22 protein-coding genes are annotated in these 15,276 nt (G+C 70.4%); 11 read left to right on the top strand and 11 right to left on the bottom strand.

Annotated features, from left to right (window positions below; genetic code table 11):
- Positions 1 to 172: 172 nt before the first annotated feature.
- Both ACZ6YG_RS31240 and ACZ6YG_RS31245 read right to left on the bottom strand, forming a co-directional pair.
- Positions 173 to 466, bottom strand: a complete 294-nt coding sequence (locus ACZ6YG_RS31240; protein ID WP_187281602.1) for a DUF6204 family protein — start codon at positions 464 to 466, stop codon at positions 173 to 175.
- Positions 454 to 639 carry a hypothetical protein gene (locus ACZ6YG_RS31245; RefSeq protein WP_466019983.1) on the bottom strand — a complete coding sequence of 62 codons (186 nt, stop codon included), beginning with the start codon at positions 637 to 639 and terminating at the stop codon, positions 454 to 456. Before ACZ6YG_RS31245 ends, ACZ6YG_RS31240 begins: the two co-directional genes overlap by 13 nt.
- Before the next feature lie 226 nt (positions 640 to 865).
- Here ACZ6YG_RS31245 and ACZ6YG_RS31250 point away from each other — a divergent pair, with 226 nt between their 5' ends.
- The gene (locus ACZ6YG_RS31250; RefSeq protein ID WP_397199647.1) at positions 866 to 1,066 is read left to right on the top strand and encodes an SHOCT domain-containing protein; all 201 of its coding nucleotides are present in this window, start codon (positions 866 to 868) and stop codon (positions 1,064 to 1,066) included.
- 19 nt (positions 1,067 to 1,085) lie between these two features.
- On the opposite strand, the gene ACZ6YG_RS31255 is transcribed toward ACZ6YG_RS31250, so the two are convergent.
- Entirely contained in the window at positions 1,086 to 1,763 is a 678-nt protein-coding gene (locus ACZ6YG_RS31255) for a winged helix-turn-helix transcriptional regulator (RefSeq protein ID WP_148036605.1), read from the bottom strand.
- Between the two features lie 134 nt (positions 1,764 to 1,897).
- On the opposite strand from ACZ6YG_RS31255, the gene ACZ6YG_RS31260 reads away from it, so the two are divergent.
- Entirely contained in the window at positions 1,898 to 2,737 is an 840-nt protein-coding gene (locus ACZ6YG_RS31260; RefSeq protein ID WP_148036606.1) for a class I SAM-dependent methyltransferase, read from the top strand.
- Between the two features lie 7 nt (positions 2,738 to 2,744).
- Here the strand turns inward: ACZ6YG_RS31260 and ACZ6YG_RS31265 are convergent, their stop codons facing one another.
- The gene (locus ACZ6YG_RS31265) at positions 2,745 to 3,410 is read right to left on the bottom strand and encodes a response regulator (RefSeq protein WP_148036607.1); all 666 of its coding nucleotides are present in this window, start codon (positions 3,408 to 3,410) and stop codon (positions 2,745 to 2,747) included.
- Positions 3,407 to 4,588, bottom strand: coding sequence for a sensor histidine kinase (locus tag ACZ6YG_RS31270; protein WP_466019984.1), 1,182 nt, complete (start codon positions 4,586 to 4,588; stop codon positions 3,407 to 3,409). The genes ACZ6YG_RS31265 and ACZ6YG_RS31270 overlap by 4 nt, the downstream gene beginning before the upstream one ends.
- Before the next feature lie 160 nt (positions 4,589 to 4,748).
- On the opposite strand from ACZ6YG_RS31270, the gene ACZ6YG_RS31275 reads away from it, so the two are divergent.
- Entirely contained in the window at positions 4,749 to 5,423 is a 675-nt protein-coding gene (locus ACZ6YG_RS31275) for a hypothetical protein (protein WP_466019985.1), read from the top strand.
- Positions 5,424 to 5,432: 9 nt separating this feature from the next.
- Here the strand turns inward: ACZ6YG_RS31275 and ACZ6YG_RS31280 are convergent, their stop codons facing one another.
- Entirely contained in the window at positions 5,433 to 6,134 is a 702-nt protein-coding gene (locus ACZ6YG_RS31280; protein ID WP_466019986.1) for a hypothetical protein, read from the bottom strand.
- A gap of 101 nt (positions 6,135 to 6,235) precedes the next feature.
- A complete protein-coding gene (locus ACZ6YG_RS31285; RefSeq protein WP_466019987.1) occupies positions 6,236 to 6,520 on the bottom strand; it encodes a hypothetical protein in 285 nt (94 codons plus the stop codon).
- Between the two features lie 232 nt (positions 6,521 to 6,752).
- Between ACZ6YG_RS31285 and ACZ6YG_RS31290 the strand changes: the two genes are divergently transcribed.
- Positions 6,753 to 6,980 carry a hypothetical protein gene (locus tag ACZ6YG_RS31290; RefSeq protein WP_148036611.1) on the top strand — a complete coding sequence of 76 codons (228 nt, stop codon included), beginning with the start codon at positions 6,753 to 6,755 and terminating at the stop codon, positions 6,978 to 6,980.
- A gap of 17 nt (positions 6,981 to 6,997) precedes the next feature.
- On the opposite strand, the gene ACZ6YG_RS31295 is transcribed toward ACZ6YG_RS31290, so the two are convergent.
- Genes ACZ6YG_RS31295 through ACZ6YG_RS31305 form a run of 3 tightly spaced genes read right to left on the bottom strand, consistent with a single transcriptional unit; the run spans position 6,998 to position 9,017 of the window.
- Positions 6,998 to 7,702, bottom strand: coding sequence for a class I SAM-dependent methyltransferase (locus tag ACZ6YG_RS31295; protein WP_466019988.1), 705 nt, complete (start codon positions 7,700 to 7,702; stop codon positions 6,998 to 7,000).
- Positions 7,703 to 7,729: 27 nt separating this feature from the next.
- Positions 7,730 to 8,167: a VOC family protein gene (locus ACZ6YG_RS31300; protein ID WP_466019989.1), complete on the bottom strand. Its 438-nt coding sequence runs from the start codon at positions 8,165 to 8,167 to the stop codon at positions 7,730 to 7,732.
- 31 nt (positions 8,168 to 8,198) lie between these two features.
- Positions 8,199 to 9,017, bottom strand: coding sequence for an inositol monophosphatase family protein (locus tag ACZ6YG_RS31305; protein WP_466019990.1), 819 nt, complete (start codon positions 9,015 to 9,017; stop codon positions 8,199 to 8,201).
- Positions 9,018 to 9,117: 100 nt separating this feature from the next.
- On the opposite strand from ACZ6YG_RS31305, the gene ACZ6YG_RS31310 reads away from it, so the two are divergent.
- The 7 genes from ACZ6YG_RS31310 to ACZ6YG_RS31340 all read left to right on the top strand — a co-directional run bounded on the left by ACZ6YG_RS31310 (position 9,118) and on the right by ACZ6YG_RS31340 (position 14,416).
- Positions 9,118 to 10,683: a BCCT family transporter gene (locus tag ACZ6YG_RS31310; protein WP_466019991.1), complete on the top strand. Its 1,566-nt coding sequence runs from the start codon at positions 9,118 to 9,120 to the stop codon at positions 10,681 to 10,683.
- Between the two features lie 134 nt (positions 10,684 to 10,817).
- Positions 10,818 to 11,516 (top strand): helix-turn-helix domain-containing protein, encoded by a 699-nt coding sequence (locus tag ACZ6YG_RS31315; RefSeq protein WP_148036616.1) that lies wholly within the window; start codon positions 10,818 to 10,820, stop codon positions 11,514 to 11,516.
- Between the two features lie 55 nt (positions 11,517 to 11,571).
- Positions 11,572 to 12,117 (top strand): dihydrofolate reductase family protein, encoded by a 546-nt coding sequence (locus tag ACZ6YG_RS31320; RefSeq protein ID WP_397199645.1) that lies wholly within the window; start codon positions 11,572 to 11,574, stop codon positions 12,115 to 12,117.
- 79 nt (positions 12,118 to 12,196) lie between these two features.
- Positions 12,197 to 12,799 carry a hypothetical protein gene (locus ACZ6YG_RS31325; protein ID WP_466019992.1) on the top strand — a complete coding sequence of 201 codons (603 nt, stop codon included), beginning with the start codon at positions 12,197 to 12,199 and terminating at the stop codon, positions 12,797 to 12,799.
- 31 nt (positions 12,800 to 12,830) lie between these two features.
- On the top strand, positions 12,831 to 13,172 hold the full coding sequence (locus ACZ6YG_RS31330; protein ID WP_466019993.1) for a hypothetical protein: 342 nt from the start codon (positions 12,831 to 12,833) through the stop codon (positions 13,170 to 13,172).
- Complete coding sequence (locus tag ACZ6YG_RS31335) at positions 13,165 to 13,341, top strand: hypothetical protein (protein WP_187281605.1); 177 nt, start codon at positions 13,165 to 13,167, stop codon at positions 13,339 to 13,341. Before ACZ6YG_RS31330 ends, ACZ6YG_RS31335 begins: the two co-directional genes overlap by 8 nt.
- A 70-nt stretch (positions 13,342 to 13,411) precedes the next feature.
- Positions 13,412 to 14,416: a 1-aminocyclopropane-1-carboxylate deaminase gene (locus tag ACZ6YG_RS31340; RefSeq protein ID WP_466019994.1), complete on the top strand. Its 1,005-nt coding sequence runs from the start codon at positions 13,412 to 13,414 to the stop codon at positions 14,414 to 14,416.
- A 1-nt stretch (position 14,417) separates the two neighbouring features.
- On the opposite strand, the gene ACZ6YG_RS31345 is transcribed toward ACZ6YG_RS31340, so the two are convergent.
- The gene (locus tag ACZ6YG_RS31345; protein WP_466019995.1) at positions 14,418 to 15,245 is read right to left on the bottom strand and encodes a phosphotransferase enzyme family protein; all 828 of its coding nucleotides are present in this window, start codon (positions 15,243 to 15,245) and stop codon (positions 14,418 to 14,420) included.
- Between the last annotated feature and the right edge of the window lie 31 nt (positions 15,246 to 15,276).

The following is a 15,276-nucleotide window of genomic DNA, read 5'->3' on the forward strand; positions in this document are numbered from 1 at the left end:
CTCCTGACAAGGCTCCTGGCCGTGGTTACCTGAGACGTCGCGCGGGGCATCGCCGCACACCTGCCGCGCCGCACCAGTCCGCCGCACCGACCACCGGCGCGCCGCCGCGTGGTCCACACACTCTGCCACCAGCGTGCATGTACGACCAGCTGGTGAGCAGGAAGCCGAGTGGTCATCGTCCGGGACGTCGGCGCAGCTTGATGTCGCGCATGTCGGTCACCGCGACACGCAGGACGTCGTACGCCTGACCGTAGGCGTCGAGCGCCGCGAGGGCCCGCCGGGTGGCGTCCTGCTCGCCGTCGTCCGGCCCGGCCGGCACCTGGCAGCGGAAGGTGAAAGTGGACAGGGTGCCGTCGTGGGTGAAGGCGCCCCGCTCGGTGAAGCCCACCTCGGACGCGGCGAGTACGGCCGCGCGGCCGTTCTCGTCGAGATCGCCGAACTTGCCGGAGATGATCACTCTGAACACTGTGGGTCCTTTCTGACGGCGTAGGTAAGGATGTGGCCGCCGAGCAGTTCCTCGGCCGCTTCGAGGATGCCGAGGACGGCCGCGGCGATGCTGTCGGGCTCCTCCCCGATGGCCGTCCGCCTGCCGATCTCCGTGTACACGAGTGAGTGCAGGGCGCCGATCTGCCAGGCCACCACGCGGGGTGGTGGGAGACGCGCTGGTCTCCTCGGCGAGTGGGGAAATTTTAAGCTGACTCTATATTTGGAGTCCACTGGATTTTTCTGCAGGGGTGCTGCCGACGGCCCTACCGATCAGCCTCGCCGTCGTGGCATGTTGAAAGGGAGGAACCTCCTGGGAGGAGGGTCGGGGGACATGATGTGGGATTACGGGGCCGGCTCCTGGTTGGTCGGGGGCATTACCATGATCTTGATCTGGGCGCTGATCATCACTGCGATTGTGGCGCTGGTCCGCTACATCGGCGGCTCCCGGAACACGGGGATGCCGTGGAACCGGCAGGGATCGCTGCGGCCCGAGGATGTGCTCGCCGAGCGGCTCGCCCGAGGAGAGGTCGACGTCGACGAGTACAAGCGTCGTCTGGAACTGCTGCAGGGGCGAAGATGAGTTCCACGCGACACCGGTGCTAGGCAGGACGGGGCACGGAGGCCCACTCGGGGAGGGTGAACCACCGGGGCACGGCGCGGCGTAGCGCCTCGGGACCCTGCACCTCGACCGCCTGGAGGCGCAGGGCGTCCGGCCAGCTCAGGTTGCCGCGCCAGACCTCGACCATGCTGCGCACACCGGCGGTCACCGTCACCGTCACGGCGTGGCCGGGGTCCGTGTCGCAGACGTCGACCTCGTCACTGGTGATCACGAGCCACCAGCGGCGACTGTTGGACGGCACGTCCGGGAACCGGAACTCGATGACCGTCCGCCCGTCCGGAACGGCGGTTCGGTCGACGTTGCGGTGCATGTCCCACAGCAGCAGCTTCGGGTCCAGGTCCTCGTCGCCCAGCTCTCCGATCCAGCGGATGCCCCAGGCGGCGAGTGCCTCGACCACGGGGCGCAGCTCGTGGCCGGCCTGGGTCAGGACGTATCGCACGTCGTTGTCCTTGACGTGCCTCTCCACGATGCCTGCCTGGGTGAGCTGGTGCAGCCGCCGGGACAGCAGCGTGGGGGACATGCGCGGCAGTCCGCGGCGCAGCTCGTTGAAACGCTCGGTCCCGCACACCAGCTCCCGGATGACGAGCAGGGTCCAGCGTTCGTCGAGCAGTTCGACGGCCTTGGCCACGGGACAGAACTGGTGGTAGGAGGAGCCCATGTCCCGGAGTCTAGATTCGGCCGCCACGAATGCCAGTGGCAGCCGGATGCCGGTACAGATCGTGTACTAGATAGCGCATCCGCCCCTCCTTACCGTCGATTCCAGTCCACCGATCACGACGAGGGAGCAGTGCGATGACCGTCCCGAGCGACCCGACAGAGGCCGACCGTGCCCTGAAGGCCAAGCACCGCGCCATGTGGGCGCAGGGCGACTATGCCGCGGTCGCCGCCGAGGTCATCCCCGACCTGGGCGCGATCCTGACCAAGGCCTGCGGGGTGGGGCCCGGGGACCGGGTGCTGGACGTGGCCGCCGGGTCCGGCAACGCCGCCATTCCCGCCGCGCTGGCCGGGGCGAGCGTGGTGGCCGGCGACCTGACCCCCGAACTGCTGGAGGCCGGACAGGCCCAGGCGGCGCGGCGCGGCGCGGAGGTCGAGTGGCGGCAGGCCGACGCGGAGGCGCTGCCGTTCGCGGACGGCGAGTTCGACACGGTCGTGTCCTGTGTCGGGGTCATGTTCGCTCCCCACCACCAGGCCAGTGCCGACGAGCTGGTCCGGGTCTGCCGCCCGGGCGGCACGATCGGCCTGCTCAACTGGACGCCGGAGGGGTTCATCGGCCAGATGTTCGCGACGATGAAACCGTTCGTGGCCCCGCCTCCGCCCGGCGCGCAACCCCCTCCGCTGTGGGGCGACGAGGACCACGTCCGTGCGCTGCTCGGGGACGCGGTCACCGAGGTCGTCGCGCGCCGGCAGATGGTCACGGTCGACCGGTTCGCCCACCCCGGCGCGTTCCTCGACTACTTCAAGGCCAACTACGGCCCCACCATCGCCGCCTACCGGGGGATGGCCGGGGACCCCGAACGGGTCGCCGCCCTGGACCACGCTCTCACCGAGCTGGCCCGCGACCATCTGCGCGGCGAGGAGAAAGCGGTGATGGAATGGGAGTATCTCCTCCTCACAGCACGCAAGCGCGCCTGACGGCGCCTCACCACTCGCGCGCCGCGCGCCGGGGCAGCACCACGCCGACCTCGTACGCGAGCACCACCGCCTGCACGCGGTCCCGCACGCCGAGTTTGGCGAAGATGCGGTTGATGTGCGTCTTCACGGTCGCCTCGCCGAGATGCAGCTCACCGGAGATCTCCCGGTTGGAGAGCCCCCGAGCCAGCAACCGCAGCACCTCGGCCTCCCGGGCGGTCAGGTCGGTCAGGCCAGGAGCGCTGACCGGTGGCGCCAAGGAGGTGTAGTGGTCGATCAGACGGCGGGTGATCTCGGGTGAGAGCAGCGTGTCTCCACGGACGACGGCGTGCAGCGCGCCCGCCAGCTCCTTCGGCGGAGTGGTCTTGAGCAGGAAACCGCAGGCGCCTGCGCGTAACGACCGGTAGACGTACTCGTCGAGGTCGAACGTGGTCAGCATGACGACGCGGCGGTCGGGGCGGTCCGCGAGGATCCGCTCCGTCGCGGCCACGCCGTCGAGCCTCGGCATGTGGATGTCCATCAGCACGACGTCCGGCTCGTGCCGGTCGGTCAGCCTCAGCGCCTCCTCGCCGTTCGCGGCCTCCGCGACCACCTCGATGCCGGGCTGGGTGCCGAGGATCATCCGCAGGCCGGTGCGTACGAGCACCTCGTCGTCCGCGATGAGGACGCGCGTCACACCGACGCTCCCGTACGCGACGGCGTGGAGCTTCCGCTCAAGGGCAGCTCCACCCGCACCTCGAACCCGCCGCCCTTCCCCGGACCGGTGGTGGCCGTGCCTCCGAAGAGCTCGACACGCTCGCTGATCCCCGTCACCCCGAGGCCGCTGCCGTCGCTCCGGCGGACGATCCGGGGGCCGTCGTCGACGACGTGGATCCTCAGGTCGGTGTGTCCGACCTCGATCGCGACGGAGACCGCGGCCCCCGGGGCGTGTTTGACCACGTTGGTGAGGGCCTCCTGCAGCACCCGGTAGCCGCTGACGTCGACGGCCGCGGGAACCCTGCCGAGGTCGCCGTCGGCGGTGACGTCGACCCGCACGCCGGCGGCCCGGACTCCGCTCAGGAGCGGATCGAGGTGCCGTAACGAGGGCAGCCGCTCCAGACTCCCCTCAGCCCGGAGGACGACGAGCAGGCGGCGCAACTCGGTGACGACGTCACGACCGACGTCCTGCACCGCGTCCAGCGACTCATGGGCCTGCCGGACGTCGGAGTCGAGCACGGCCTGGGCGGCTCCCGCCTGCAGCACCATCACGGCGACGCCGTGCGAGACGATGTCGTGCAGCTCGCGGGCCACCCGGAGCCGCTCGTCGGTGCGGGCGGCGGCCTCCCGTTCGGCGGCGAGCGCGACCAGGCGTTCGGCCTCGGCACGCCGCATGCGTACGGCGTAGGCCGGTCCCATGACGGCGAGCGCGACGAAGACGATGAAGGCCCAGTCGGGGTCGTCCGCGATCGTGGTCTCGATCCCGGCCGCGAGGAAGTAGGAGACGGCGGCGATCACCGGCCCGTAGCGGCCGCCCACCGCGACGCACGCGAAGCAGACGACGACCAACGCCGCGAGCGGCGTGACCGGCGATTCGGGAAGGAGCGGCGTGAGGCTCTGCGCGACGAAGCAGGCCCCGGCCAGGACCACCGCGGCCCGTGGGTAGGTGCCGCAGGCGGCGACCGCGAGGCAGTAGCCGGCGAGCAGCACGGTCAGCACGGCCATCCAGCCGCCGGACAACTCGGTGGGGCTGGGACCGTCGCCCTCGACGTACGGGGCGAGCGGCACGTAGAGCTCGGCCAGGCCGAACCCGAACAGCGCGAGACCCGCGGCGACAGTCACGAGGTCACGCCGCCCCATGCCCCGGAGCCATCCCATGGCAGGGAGCGTATGCGAACCGCCCGCCGCCTGGCATCAACCCACGGGTTGATCGGCGTCCCGCGGAATCAACCCGTGGTTCAACGTCCCGGCCGACGACCTGGGCGGTACGGCGCTCCTAGCCTCTGCGTCGTCGGCCGGATCATGACAGGAGATGTCGATGGATGACCAGACCACCAGACCGTACGGCTCGCGTTTCGCGGCGGTCGCGATGGCGGGCGGCGGTGTTCTCTACAGCGCGGCCGGCGCCTTCTACTGGGCGATGTTCCCGGACGAGGTGTCCGAGACCGCGGCGAACGCGGACGTGGCCGCGTCCGCCCTCGGCGCCTGGCGGGTGGAGACGATCCTCTTCGCGCTGGCGCACCTGCTGCTCCTGCCCGCGATGGCGGGTCTGATCGTGGCGGTCGGCCGCCGCAAGCGCCTGGTCGCCACCATCGGCGGGGCCTTCGTCGTTCCCGCTCTCTACTTCTCGGCGGTCCACCTCTGGTACTACAACGCCTTCTTCGGGGCCCTCGCCGGAGGGGGAGTGACGGCGGACGCGGCCCGGCCGGTGGTCGACGCCCTCGACAACGACCCGCTGGTGGTGGCGTCGTTCCTGGTCTGGATCCTGGGCTGGCTGATCGGGCTCCTGATCCTGGCCTTCGGCGCGTGGCGAGCCCGCCTCGTGTCCCTGTGGGTGCCGCTCGTCCTCACCGCCGGCATGGTGCTCGAGGCCGTCTCCAGCGGCCTGGCGCCCAAACTCGTGGTGAGCGCGCTGATGGCCGCCGGGCTGGTCGGGCTGGCGCGGGGCCTTCGCCCGAGCCGCGTGGAGAGCGTGTCGGTGGCCGGGCGGTAGCCGCCCCGCTCAACCGGCCATGCCCACGAGCACCGCCGCGGTGCCCATGGCGAGGGCCAGAGGATAGGCCCACCATCGCGGAGCCGGGCCGTCCTTGAGCACACGCACCCCCAGCGGCACGAGCGCCACGCACAGGCCGGCAGCGGCGACGACGGACATCGGTCCGGTGCCTTTGAGCACGCCGATCGGCAGGGCGCTCATCGATGCCAGGGCCACGGATCCGGTGATCCCCAGCACGCGCGCCCGCCACGTCCCCACGGCCAGCACGATCCAGCCGAAGAAGATCGCGAAGGACAGGGCGTGGAACACGTGGAAGGCGCTGTAGGAGGCGGCGACGGCCTGCTGAGCCGTCCGCAGGCCCTGGACGTCGACGAGCTGGAAGGCGAGATGGTCGACGCCGGCGTGAAAGGTCCGGGCGAACAGGCCGAACAGGACCAGCACGCCGCCCCACAGCGCCCATCGCGGCTGCGTCACCCACACCCGCCGGACCAGGGCGATGACCGCGGGCCACAGCAGGACGTTCCCGGCGACGAAGGCGCTGTACGACAGGCTGATCCGGCCCGGGCTCGTGGCGAAGGCGGCGAGCTGCGCGGGGAAGAAGCCGTCCGCGTCCACGCGGAGGAGGACGCCGGCGAGCATCAGAAGCGGCCCGAGGAGAAGCCCTGCTCCCTCGACCCAGCGACCGGGGAACGCGAACGAGACGGTTGTCATGCCGTCGATCCAACCGGTGGCGCCCTCGTCGCACATTGGCGGAAGGGCGAGCCTTCCGGGTAGCCCGGGCACTACCCCGCGTCAACCGTCCCTGACGGCTGTCAACGGGCGAGGCGGTCGCTGACCAGGCGCCGTCGTTCCGGAGACAGCCCGCGAGCCGTCATGGCCCGCTCCAGGAGGTCCGGGTCGAACCCCCGCTGCGCCAGGTGGTCGATGAGGGGTTCGTACCGGTCGGGCCGGTCACGCAGGAGCTCGGTGGCCAGCCGCGGTTCGAGGCGCACCACGGGAACGCGATGCGGACCACAGGGGACCAGGACGTAGTGCTGCCACGGGCCGCGGCCGATGCACTCCATCCGCCACCAGCAGGTCGACGTCCCCGGCAGCAAGCCGGACACCTTGCAGCAGAGCGGCGCTCGTGCCGCCCACGCGGTACGCCGGGCCGGCTCCCAGGGCGGTGAGCGCCGTCTCCAGCGCCGACGTCACGTCCTCCAGTCGCAGCGACGCCCCACCTGTGCTCATGACGATCAGCGTATCGAGCGCCGGGAAGATCTTGATCATTTTGGACGATTTCAGTCCCCCGGTGGCGAGCGTTCTCACGGGCGGCACATACTGGAGGGGATGAAGCCAGCCAGCGGTGCGTCCCATCGCCACCTGCCCACAAGTCCCTTCAAGCCCCGGCCTCCCGCCCCGCCTGTCGAGCGGTTCAGCGTGGACGACCGAGTGACCCACGATCGGTACGGTCTCGGCGTCGTCATCGCCGTGGAAGACGAGATCGCCGTGTTCGTCGATTTCGGATCGCGCCAGGAGCGGATCACTACACCGTTCAACAAGCTCTACAAGCTCTGAGGCCTCGTGCGGCGGACTCAGCCGAGCCGCCAGGCGAGGAGCCCTTCAGGCGCGTCGGCCTGGGCGAAACCGGCCGTGACCAGCTCTTCCTGGATCACCTCCCGCCCAGGACGGTAGGCGTTGCCGACGATTTCCTCCTCGCTGAGCACCTTGTCGCCCTCGGTGACCCGATAGAGGTAACGGGCCTTGCAGGCTTCCCCGCTCGACTCGATGATCTCTGACAGGACCGTGTAGGTGTGCCGGCCCACCTGGCGTGACTCCAGCTCCCGGAGGGGAGACGGGGCCGGAGGGCCGCCGTCGCGCCAGGTGAAGACCAGCAGGCCACCCGGCTCCAGATGTGCCGCCAGCACGGGCCAGAGTCGCCGGCGATAGTCCGGTTCCAGGGCGTACATCACTCTGATCATCACCATGGCCTCGACCGGTTCGTCCAGGTCCAGGCTCAGCGCGTCACAGGAGAGCACGGTCACGCGTTCCAGCAGTTCCGGGCGCGCGTTCAGCCGCGACAGCAACATCCCGCGCATGCCGGCCGAGGGCTCCAGCGCGAAGATCTCGGCCAGTGTCGAGTCGGCCAGCGACGTGGTGATCAGCCCGGTTCCGGCACCGATCTCCAGGATGCTCCGCCGTACGCCGGAGAGAAGCGGAGGCAGTTTCCGGCGGACCTCGATCCCGTGCTCGTTCTCGTGGAACAGGTCATAGAAGGGCAGGGAGACGAAGTCGGTCATGGCGGGCCACGCTACTCCGCCCTCGCGTCAAACCAGGCAGAACTCGTTTCCCTCAGGGTCGGCCATCACCACGTGATCCGGTCTTTCCCGCAGGTCGTCCTGGCGGATCACCGTCGCGCCCGCGGCGGTCAACCGCTCGACCGCCTCGACCACACGCGGCCACCGCACCTCCCAGGGCGCGCCGCGGCCTCCGCCGACCTGTACGTCGAGGTGAAGCCGGTTCTTGACCGCCTTCGACTCCGGCACCTGCAGGAAGGACAAGTCAGGACCTACCCCGTCGGGATCGGACAGATAGGCGCCCTCATCCCACTCCTCCTCCGGGACGTCGTGATGCGCGAACCACTCTTCCCAGCTGCCGAAGCCCGCCGGGGGCGGCTTCTCGACATATCCCAAGGCGAGGGCCCAGAACCTCGCCAGCTTCGCCGGCTGCGCGCAGTCGATCGTCAGACTCCATCTGGTCGCCACAGGACTCTCCTCTTCGTAGCCATGGACGTCTTCATGGTCCGGTGCCGGCCGTAGGCGGTGGGAACTGGGAGGCGATCAGTTCCAGCAAGGCGGCGTGCGTCTCTTCGTCGGCGGCCGCGACCAGGCCGCCGGCGCCGGTGTGGGGCGGCCGGCCGTGCAGGTCGGTCACCACGCATCCGGCGGCCCGGCACAGCGCGATCCCGGCGGCGAAGTGGACGCTGTCCTGGAGATGGCCGTCGGTGACGTATGCGGCTCGCCGGCTGGCGGCGACCCAGGCCACGGCGAGGGTCGTGGAGACGACGCGGGGGCGGAACCGCTCGGCGAACGCGGGCTCGGCGAGCAGTCGCACAGCCCGGAAGGCCGGGTCGTTCGGGAACGGCGGGTCGAGGTTGACGTCGACCAGGCCCGTGTCGGGCGACGGTGTGAGCCGCTCGTCCGCGCCGTCGTGGCGGAGGTACGCGTGAGCGCCGTCCGTCCAGAAGACTTCGCCGGCGAACGGATCGGCCGAGGCCGCCACCGTGATGTCCGGGCCCACCCGCAGGGCGACGTTCACCGCCACCAGCATGTTCCGCGCGGCGTAGTTCAGCGTGCCGCACAGGGGGTCGACCAGCCACATGCGCTCCGCGGCTCCTGAACCCGTGCGGCCGCTTTCCTCACCGGTGACGGAATCGTCCGGCCGAGCCGTACGGATGACGTCCAGGATGGCCTGCTCCGCTTCGAGGTCGGCGGACGTGGCGAAGTCGCCCCCGGATTTCGGGAAGCGCGTCAGCGGCGCGCCGTATCGGGCCGCCACGACGGCCGCTCCCGCCTGCGCCGCCTTGACGGCCACTTCCTCGTCTGTGATCAGCACGCGTGCAGGATAGGCGGGATCTCCGGGCGGGGGTGGAGCGGGGTTAGGGGTATTGACGGAGGGGATTACTGATCTCACCGAGAGTAGTGATTCTGGAGGCATGATGCGCCGGCAGAGGCCCGATCTCCCGCTGCTGGCCGTCGCCGTCGGGTTGCTGCTGGCGGTGGTCCTGTGGGGGGCGGTCTTCACCGAGTCCCTCACCGTGGCCGGGGACGCCGCGCTCGGCTGGGTGGTGGGCAACTTCGGCTGGTTGTTCGTGGTGGCCGCCGACTTCTTCCTGATCCTGGCCGTGGTGCTCGCGCTCAGCCGGTACGGGCGGATCCGGCTCGGCAAGGATGACGACGTCCCGGAGTTCAGCAACCTGGCCTGGACGGCGATGATGTTCAGCTCCGGGATGGGCATCGGGCTGATGTTCTACGGCGTCGCCGAGCCGATCACGCACATGCTCAGCCCGCCGCACGGCCTGGGCATCGAGGCGGGCTCGCCCCTGGCCGCGCGGACGGCGATGGAGTACTCCCTGTTCCACTGGGCCCTGCACCCGTGGGCCATCTACGCCGTCACCGGCATGGCGCTGGCCTACTCCACCTTCCGCATGGGGCGGGGCAACCGGTTCAGCGAGGCGTTCACCCCGCTGTTCGGCGGACGGTCCAGGCCGATGGTGGGGCGGGCGCTGGATCTGCTGGCGATCCTGGCCACGGCCTTCGGCACCGCGACCAGCCTGGGCCTGGGGGCGCTCCAGGTGGAGTACGGCCTGAACGAGCTGCTCGGGATCAGCGGGCGGCGGCTGGAGGTGGCCGTCATCGTCGTGCTGACGGGCGCGTTCGTCCTCTCGGCGTTCACCGGGGTGCACCGCGGCGTGCGCGTGCTCAGCACGGTCAACGTCTACCTGGTGGCCGCGCTGGCGGTGTTCATCTTCCTGTTCGGCCCGACCGTGGCGATACTCAACCTGATCCCCGCCTCGCTCGGCGGCTACCTGAACGACCTGCTCGCGATGTCGTCCCGTACGGGCGTGTTCGTCGACAAGGCCTGGCTCGGCATGTGGACCCTCTTCTACTGGGCGTGGTGGATGTCGTGGGCGCCGTTCGTGGGCGCCTTCATCGCCCGGATCTCCCGGGGCCGCACCATCCGCGAGTTCGTCATCGGCGTGCTGCTCGTCCCGTCCGGCGCCAGCCTGCTGTGGTTCTCGATCAGCGGCGGCAGCGCCGTCTGGATGCAACTGTCGGGTACGGCGGACTTCACGGCGGAGATCGCGCAAGGCGCCGAGGCGGCGTTGTTCGCCCTGCTCGACCAGCTGCCGTTCGCCCTGCTCTCCACCGTGCTCGCGGTGGTGCTCGTCGGGCTCTACTTCGTCACCAGCGCGGACTCGGCCTCTCTGGTGCTCGGGTCGCTCTCCTCCCGGGGCTCGCTCGATCCCTCCCGGCTCCTGGTGGTGATGTGGGGCGTGCTGGTCGGGGTGGTCGCGCTGGCGCTGCTGCTGGCCGGCGGCCTGACGGCGCTGCAGCAGGCGACGATCGTGGTCGCGTTGCCGTTCATGATCGTCATGCTCCTGCTCTGCCTGGCGCTGGTGAAGGAGCTGCGCGAGGACCCCGGCGCGGGGCCGCTGCCGCGCCGCGCCCCGCGCGGCCTGCCGGGCGCGTTCCGCCGGGTCGGCGGCGAGGACGAGTGAACGGGGACGCTGGGGTGGAACGTGAAGCCCCGCACACCGTACTCCTCGACCAGGCGGCGACCACGGTGTGCGGCTGCGCGGGATCCGTGACGTCGTACTGTGGAAGCGGCTGCCCAGGGAGGAGGTCGACGCGGATGGGTCTGGAGGTCGAGAGCCGGCCGTCCGATTCGCCGTACATCGAGCGGGTGTGGCGCAGCAGCAGCGGCGACGGGCTCGAACGGATGACGTCGGTGGCCACGGCCCATGGGGAGCTGGTCCTCTGGGAGGAACGCGGCCGGGTCAGCGTCTCGGTCCGGGGGCCGGAGACGCGGGCGAGCCGGGCTCCGGTGCCCGAGGACGCCACGTTCTTCGGGATCGTCTTCTCCGCCGGCACGTTGATGCCGCACCTGCCCTTCCACCGGCTCGTCGACCTCGACGTGGAGATCCCCGAGGTGACGCGCAGGTCGTTCTGGCTGAAGGGGTCCGCCTGGCATCTCCCCGGTTACGACAACGCGGAGTCGTTCGTACGGCGGATGGTCCGTGAGGGCGTGCTGGAGCGCGACCCGATCGTCGCCGAGGTGCTCCGCGGCGCGTCGCCGGACCTGTCCGAGCGCACGATCCAGCGGCGGTTCGTGGCGGCCACCGGGCTCACCCGCGGCGCCATCCGGCAGATCGACCGGGCCAGGCGGGCGGCCGTCCTGATCCAGGAGGAGGTGCCGATCCCCGACGTGATCGACCGGCTCGGATACTTCGACCAGCCGCACCTGGCGCGGTCGCTCTCGCGCTACATCGGGCGGACCGCCACGCGGCTGAGCGACCCGTCGGAGCCGCTGTCGCTTCTGTACAAGACCTGAGCGTCCCTTCGCGCCTAGTCTCCACTGTCGATCCGAACGACAGAGGAGCAGAGTCATGGCGAAGATCATTTCCAACTTCTTCATCTCGCTGGACGGCGTGGTGGAGTCGCCGGACCAGTGGCACTTCCCGTACTGGAACGACGAGATGGGCGCCGTGGTCCAGGCGGGCCTGCAGAGCCAGGCGGCGATGCTGATGGGCCGCAAGCTGTACGAGGAGTCGTCGGCCTACTGGACCACGACCGACCAGGACCAGGAGATCGCCGCGCTTTTCAACGCCGCCCCCAAGTACGTCGTGTCGAGCACCCTGGAGAAGGCCGACTGGAACAACACCACGGTCATCGGCGGCGACGTCGCGGCCGGGCTCCGCGACCTCAAGGAGCGGCTCGACGGCGACATCCAGATGTCCGGCTCCGCGACGACCGTGCGGTGGCTTCTCGCGAACGGGCTGCTCGACGAGCTGAAGCTGCTCGTCCACCCGATCGTCGTCGGCCGTGGTCAGCGGCTGTTCGAGGACACCCCGACCCACCCGCTCAAGCTGGTCGAGTCCCAGACGTTCCAGACCGGGGTTCTCAACCTGACCTACGTCCCGGACACCGACTGACGTCGTCGCCGTTTCTGTCGCCCAGGTGCTCTAGTCTCCAGGCATTGATCAAGCCCGGCGAGTCTGGAGAAGCACGGACATGAAGGCCGGCCAGACGAAGGTCACCGCCTTCCCCACCGCGGCGAAGAAGATCGGCGAGAAGACCCGCAAGGGCTACGCGCCCGCCGTGCGCGGGGTGCGGCAGCACCGGGCCGTGACCCGCCGCGCCATCACCAGCACCCGCTCGACCGCCCGGCAGGCGCCGGTCCTGTGGCGCTTCGACAGCGGCGCGCCCGCGTTCGGCATCTTCGTGGAGGGCGAGCGCTGCTGGGTCGGCAACCAGCGCGGCGACGTCTGCACCGTCACCCACTCCGGCACCGTGACCGGCCGCTTCCGGCTGCCCGACGGCGTCAAGTGCATCGTGGCCGACGACTTCTGGATCTACGCAGGCACGGCCCGCCGCACCGTGCACCGCCTGGCCAAGGGGGACGGCCGGGTGGAGGCGGTCTACCAGTGCGACGGCGCCGTCTACTCCTGCGCGACCTCGCCGGGCGGGCGTCACGTCTTCGCGGGCGACAACCAGTCCTCGGTCTACTGCTTCGACGCCTCAGGCGAACGGCTGTGGAAGCTCGCCACGGGCTGCGGCTCGGCGTTCTCCATGCAGTTCCTGGACGACCGGCTCTACATCGTCACCAGCCGGTGAGGCGGCCATCGCGGCGGCCCGCGCGGGCGACGTGCCGCAGCCTCTGGACGTCAAGGCGGCGGCGTCGCTGGAGGTCGTCGAGCCCTCCACGGTGCTGGGGGCCGTGCACGAGGTGGTCCTGGAGACCTCCGGCGGGGGCGACGGCGTGGTGGTGGAGTGCGTCAGGGACGGCGAGCGGCTCCGGGTCCGCGTGGTCAGCCCCGGCTACGAGTCGTGGAACGTACAGTTCCCGAAGGACATCCGCGAAGCGGGCGCCCGCTACCTGATCGAGGGAGTGCGCTCGCCGGCCGCGGCGGTTTCTACCGCGCGTACGGCGAGATCAGGCGCCTGCTCTGACCCGATCCGCCCCCCGAAAGGACGAGACAGTGACTGAACCAGGACAGGACCGGTACCGATCCGTCGCCATGATCGGCCTGGTGAGTTCGGTGAGCTTGAGTTGCCTGGTGGGCTGGGCGGAACTGCCCGCCGTCATCGTCCTCTTCCTGGCCGTTCCCGGGCTCCTGTGCGTCGTCTACCTGCTGTGGGCCATCCTGCGGGAGTGAGACCGCTCTTGACAGTTGGCCGAATGATGCATGCAATATATTGCACATCGCCAACCCGAGGAGCTGCGGCGTGTCCATCGACGACTTCGAGCGCTACCCCCTGACCTTCGGCCCCAGCCCCGTCCACCCCCTGGAGCGGCTCAGCGACCACCTGGGCGGGGCGCGGATCTGGGCCAAGCGCGAAGACTGCAACAGCGGCCTGGCCTTCGGCGGCAACAAGACCCGCAAGCTGGAGTACCTGATCCCCGATGCGCTCCGGCAGGGCGCCGACACGCTGGTGACCATCGGCGGCGTGCAGTCCAACCACACCAGGCAGGTCGCGGCGGTGGCGGCCAAGCTCGGGCTGAAGGCCGTCCTCGTACAGGAGAGCTGGGTCGACTGGCCCGACGCGGTCAACGACAAGGTGGGCAACATCCTGCTGTCGAGGATCATGGGCGCGCAGGTCCGGCTCGTCGAGGCCGACTTCGGCATCGGCTACAAGGACAGCTGGACCGACGCCATCGAAGGCGTCCGATCCTCGGGCGGCACCCCGTACGCCATCCCGGCGGGCGCCTCCGACCATCCGCTCGGCGGGCTCGGCTTCGCCAACTGGGCGTACGAGGTGCGGCAGCAGGAGCGCGAGCTGGGCGTCTTCTTCGACACCATCGTGGTGTGCAGCGTGACCGGCAGCACCCAGGCCGGGATGATCGCCGGTTTCGCCGGTCAGGACCGCCCGCGCCGCGTCCTGGGCATCGACGCCTCCGCCAAGCCCGCCGAGACGCGGGCCCAGGTGGAGAAGATCGCCCGCGCCACCGCCGAGCTGATCGGCCTGGGCCGCGACCTGCGCGACGACGAGATCACGCTGCTGCAGGGGTGGGCGGGCGACCTCTACGGCGTTCCCGTACGGTCAACGACCGACGCCATCCGGCTCACCGGGAACCTGGAAGGGGTGATCCTCGACCCCGTCTACGAGGGCAAGTCCATGGCCGGGCTCATCGACCTCGTACGGAACGGCGACATCCCCAAGGATTCCAACGTCCTGTTCGCCCACCTCGGCGGCCAGCCCGCACTCAACGCCTACAGCGGGGCCTTCTGACTCACGCGAGCGCCGCGCGGATCTGTCCGAGCCACTCCGTGCCCAGCCGGCGTCCGTCGGGGAGCTGGTCGCCCCGATCCCAGCGCCAGGTTGTGATCATCGCCAGCATGAGGATCCGGCACTCGCGCAGCAAGTCCTGGTCGACACCCGGGTAGTGCTCGCCGACCTCTTCGGGCGCGTGGGCGAGGTCGAACTCGACAGGTCCGCGGCAGCACGTCTCGAGGTCGACGAACAGCAGGCCGTTCCTCGTGGTGAGCACGTTGCCCGGGTGCGGCTCGCCGTGCAGCAGCTGCTCGGCGCCGCCGCGTTCGCCGATCGCCCGTTTCAGGCTGCTCAGCGTGCCGGCGAGCAGCTCCCGGTCGGCGTCGGCGAGCGCCGGAGTACGGTCGCGGCTCGCCACGAGCCGCTGAGCCTGCTCGACCCGGTCCGTGAAGTGCGGCGCCGGGACGTCGAGCTTGCGCATGCCGGCATGCAGCCGCCCGAGCGCGTCGGCGTAGTCGGCCGGTGGGATCTCCCGGCGTGACACGGGTTCGTGGTAGGTCCACAGCGTGACCATCAAACCGTCACGCTCATGGACGCGTGGCTCCACCCGGGGGTCGAGCGCGGCCACCGGGCACCCTGCCTCGACGAGCCGTTGCGCGAGCTCGACCTCGAACCGCGCGACCGGCTGCGCCACGGGCGCCACCCGGGCCACGACGTCACAGGGCAGCAGACGCAGGGTGAGCGCGTTCGAGTCGTGCAGAACGATCGCGTCGTCCGCCGTCAGGCCGAGTGACGAGGCGACCGACGTGGCCGCGGCCACCGCACGCGTGGCATCTGCTGTCTGCATCGTCGCGAGCCATCCTCCCCAAGCGGTGCAA

It is taken from the genome of Nonomuraea sp. NPDC054003 (assembly GCF_055585125.1).

Bases quoted from the DNA above. Each gene is read 5' to 3' on its own strand.
- ACZ6YG_RS31250 (WP_397199647.1), top strand. From the start codon at position 866: ATGATCTTGATCTGGGCGCTGATCATCACTGCGATTGTGGCGCTGGTC.
- ACZ6YG_RS31255 (WP_148036605.1), bottom strand. From the start codon at position 1,763: ATGGGCTCCTCCTACCACCAGTTCTGTCCCGTGGCCAAGGCCGTCGAA.
- ACZ6YG_RS31260 (WP_148036606.1), top strand. From the start codon at position 1,898: ATGACCGTCCCGAGCGACCCGACAGAGGCCGACCGTGCCCTGAAGGCC.
- ACZ6YG_RS31270 (WP_466019984.1), bottom strand. From the start codon at position 4,588: ATGGGATGGCTCCGGGGCATGGGGCGGCGTGACCTCGTGACTGTCGCC.
- ACZ6YG_RS31275 (WP_466019985.1), top strand. From the start codon at position 4,749: ATGGATGACCAGACCACCAGACCGTACGGCTCGCGTTTCGCGGCGGTC.
- ACZ6YG_RS31280 (WP_466019986.1), bottom strand. From the start codon at position 6,134: ATGACAACCGTCTCGTTCGCGTTCCCCGGTCGCTGGGTCGAGGGAGCA.
- ACZ6YG_RS31290 (WP_148036611.1), top strand. From the start codon at position 6,753: ATGAAGCCAGCCAGCGGTGCGTCCCATCGCCACCTGCCCACAAGTCCC.
- ACZ6YG_RS31295 (WP_466019988.1), bottom strand. From the start codon at position 7,702: ATGACCGACTTCGTCTCCCTGCCCTTCTATGACCTGTTCCACGAGAAC.
- ACZ6YG_RS31310 (WP_466019991.1), top strand. From the start codon at position 9,118: ATGATGCGCCGGCAGAGGCCCGATCTCCCGCTGCTGGCCGTCGCCGTC.
- ACZ6YG_RS31315 (WP_148036616.1), top strand. From the start codon at position 10,818: ATGGGTCTGGAGGTCGAGAGCCGGCCGTCCGATTCGCCGTACATCGAG.
- ACZ6YG_RS31320 (WP_397199645.1), top strand. From the start codon at position 11,572: ATGGCGAAGATCATTTCCAACTTCTTCATCTCGCTGGACGGCGTGGTG.
- ACZ6YG_RS31325 (WP_466019992.1), top strand. From the start codon at position 12,197: ATGAAGGCCGGCCAGACGAAGGTCACCGCCTTCCCCACCGCGGCGAAG.
- ACZ6YG_RS31345 (WP_466019995.1), bottom strand. From the start codon at position 15,245: ATGCAGACAGCAGATGCCACGCGTGCGGTGGCCGCGGCCACGTCGGTC.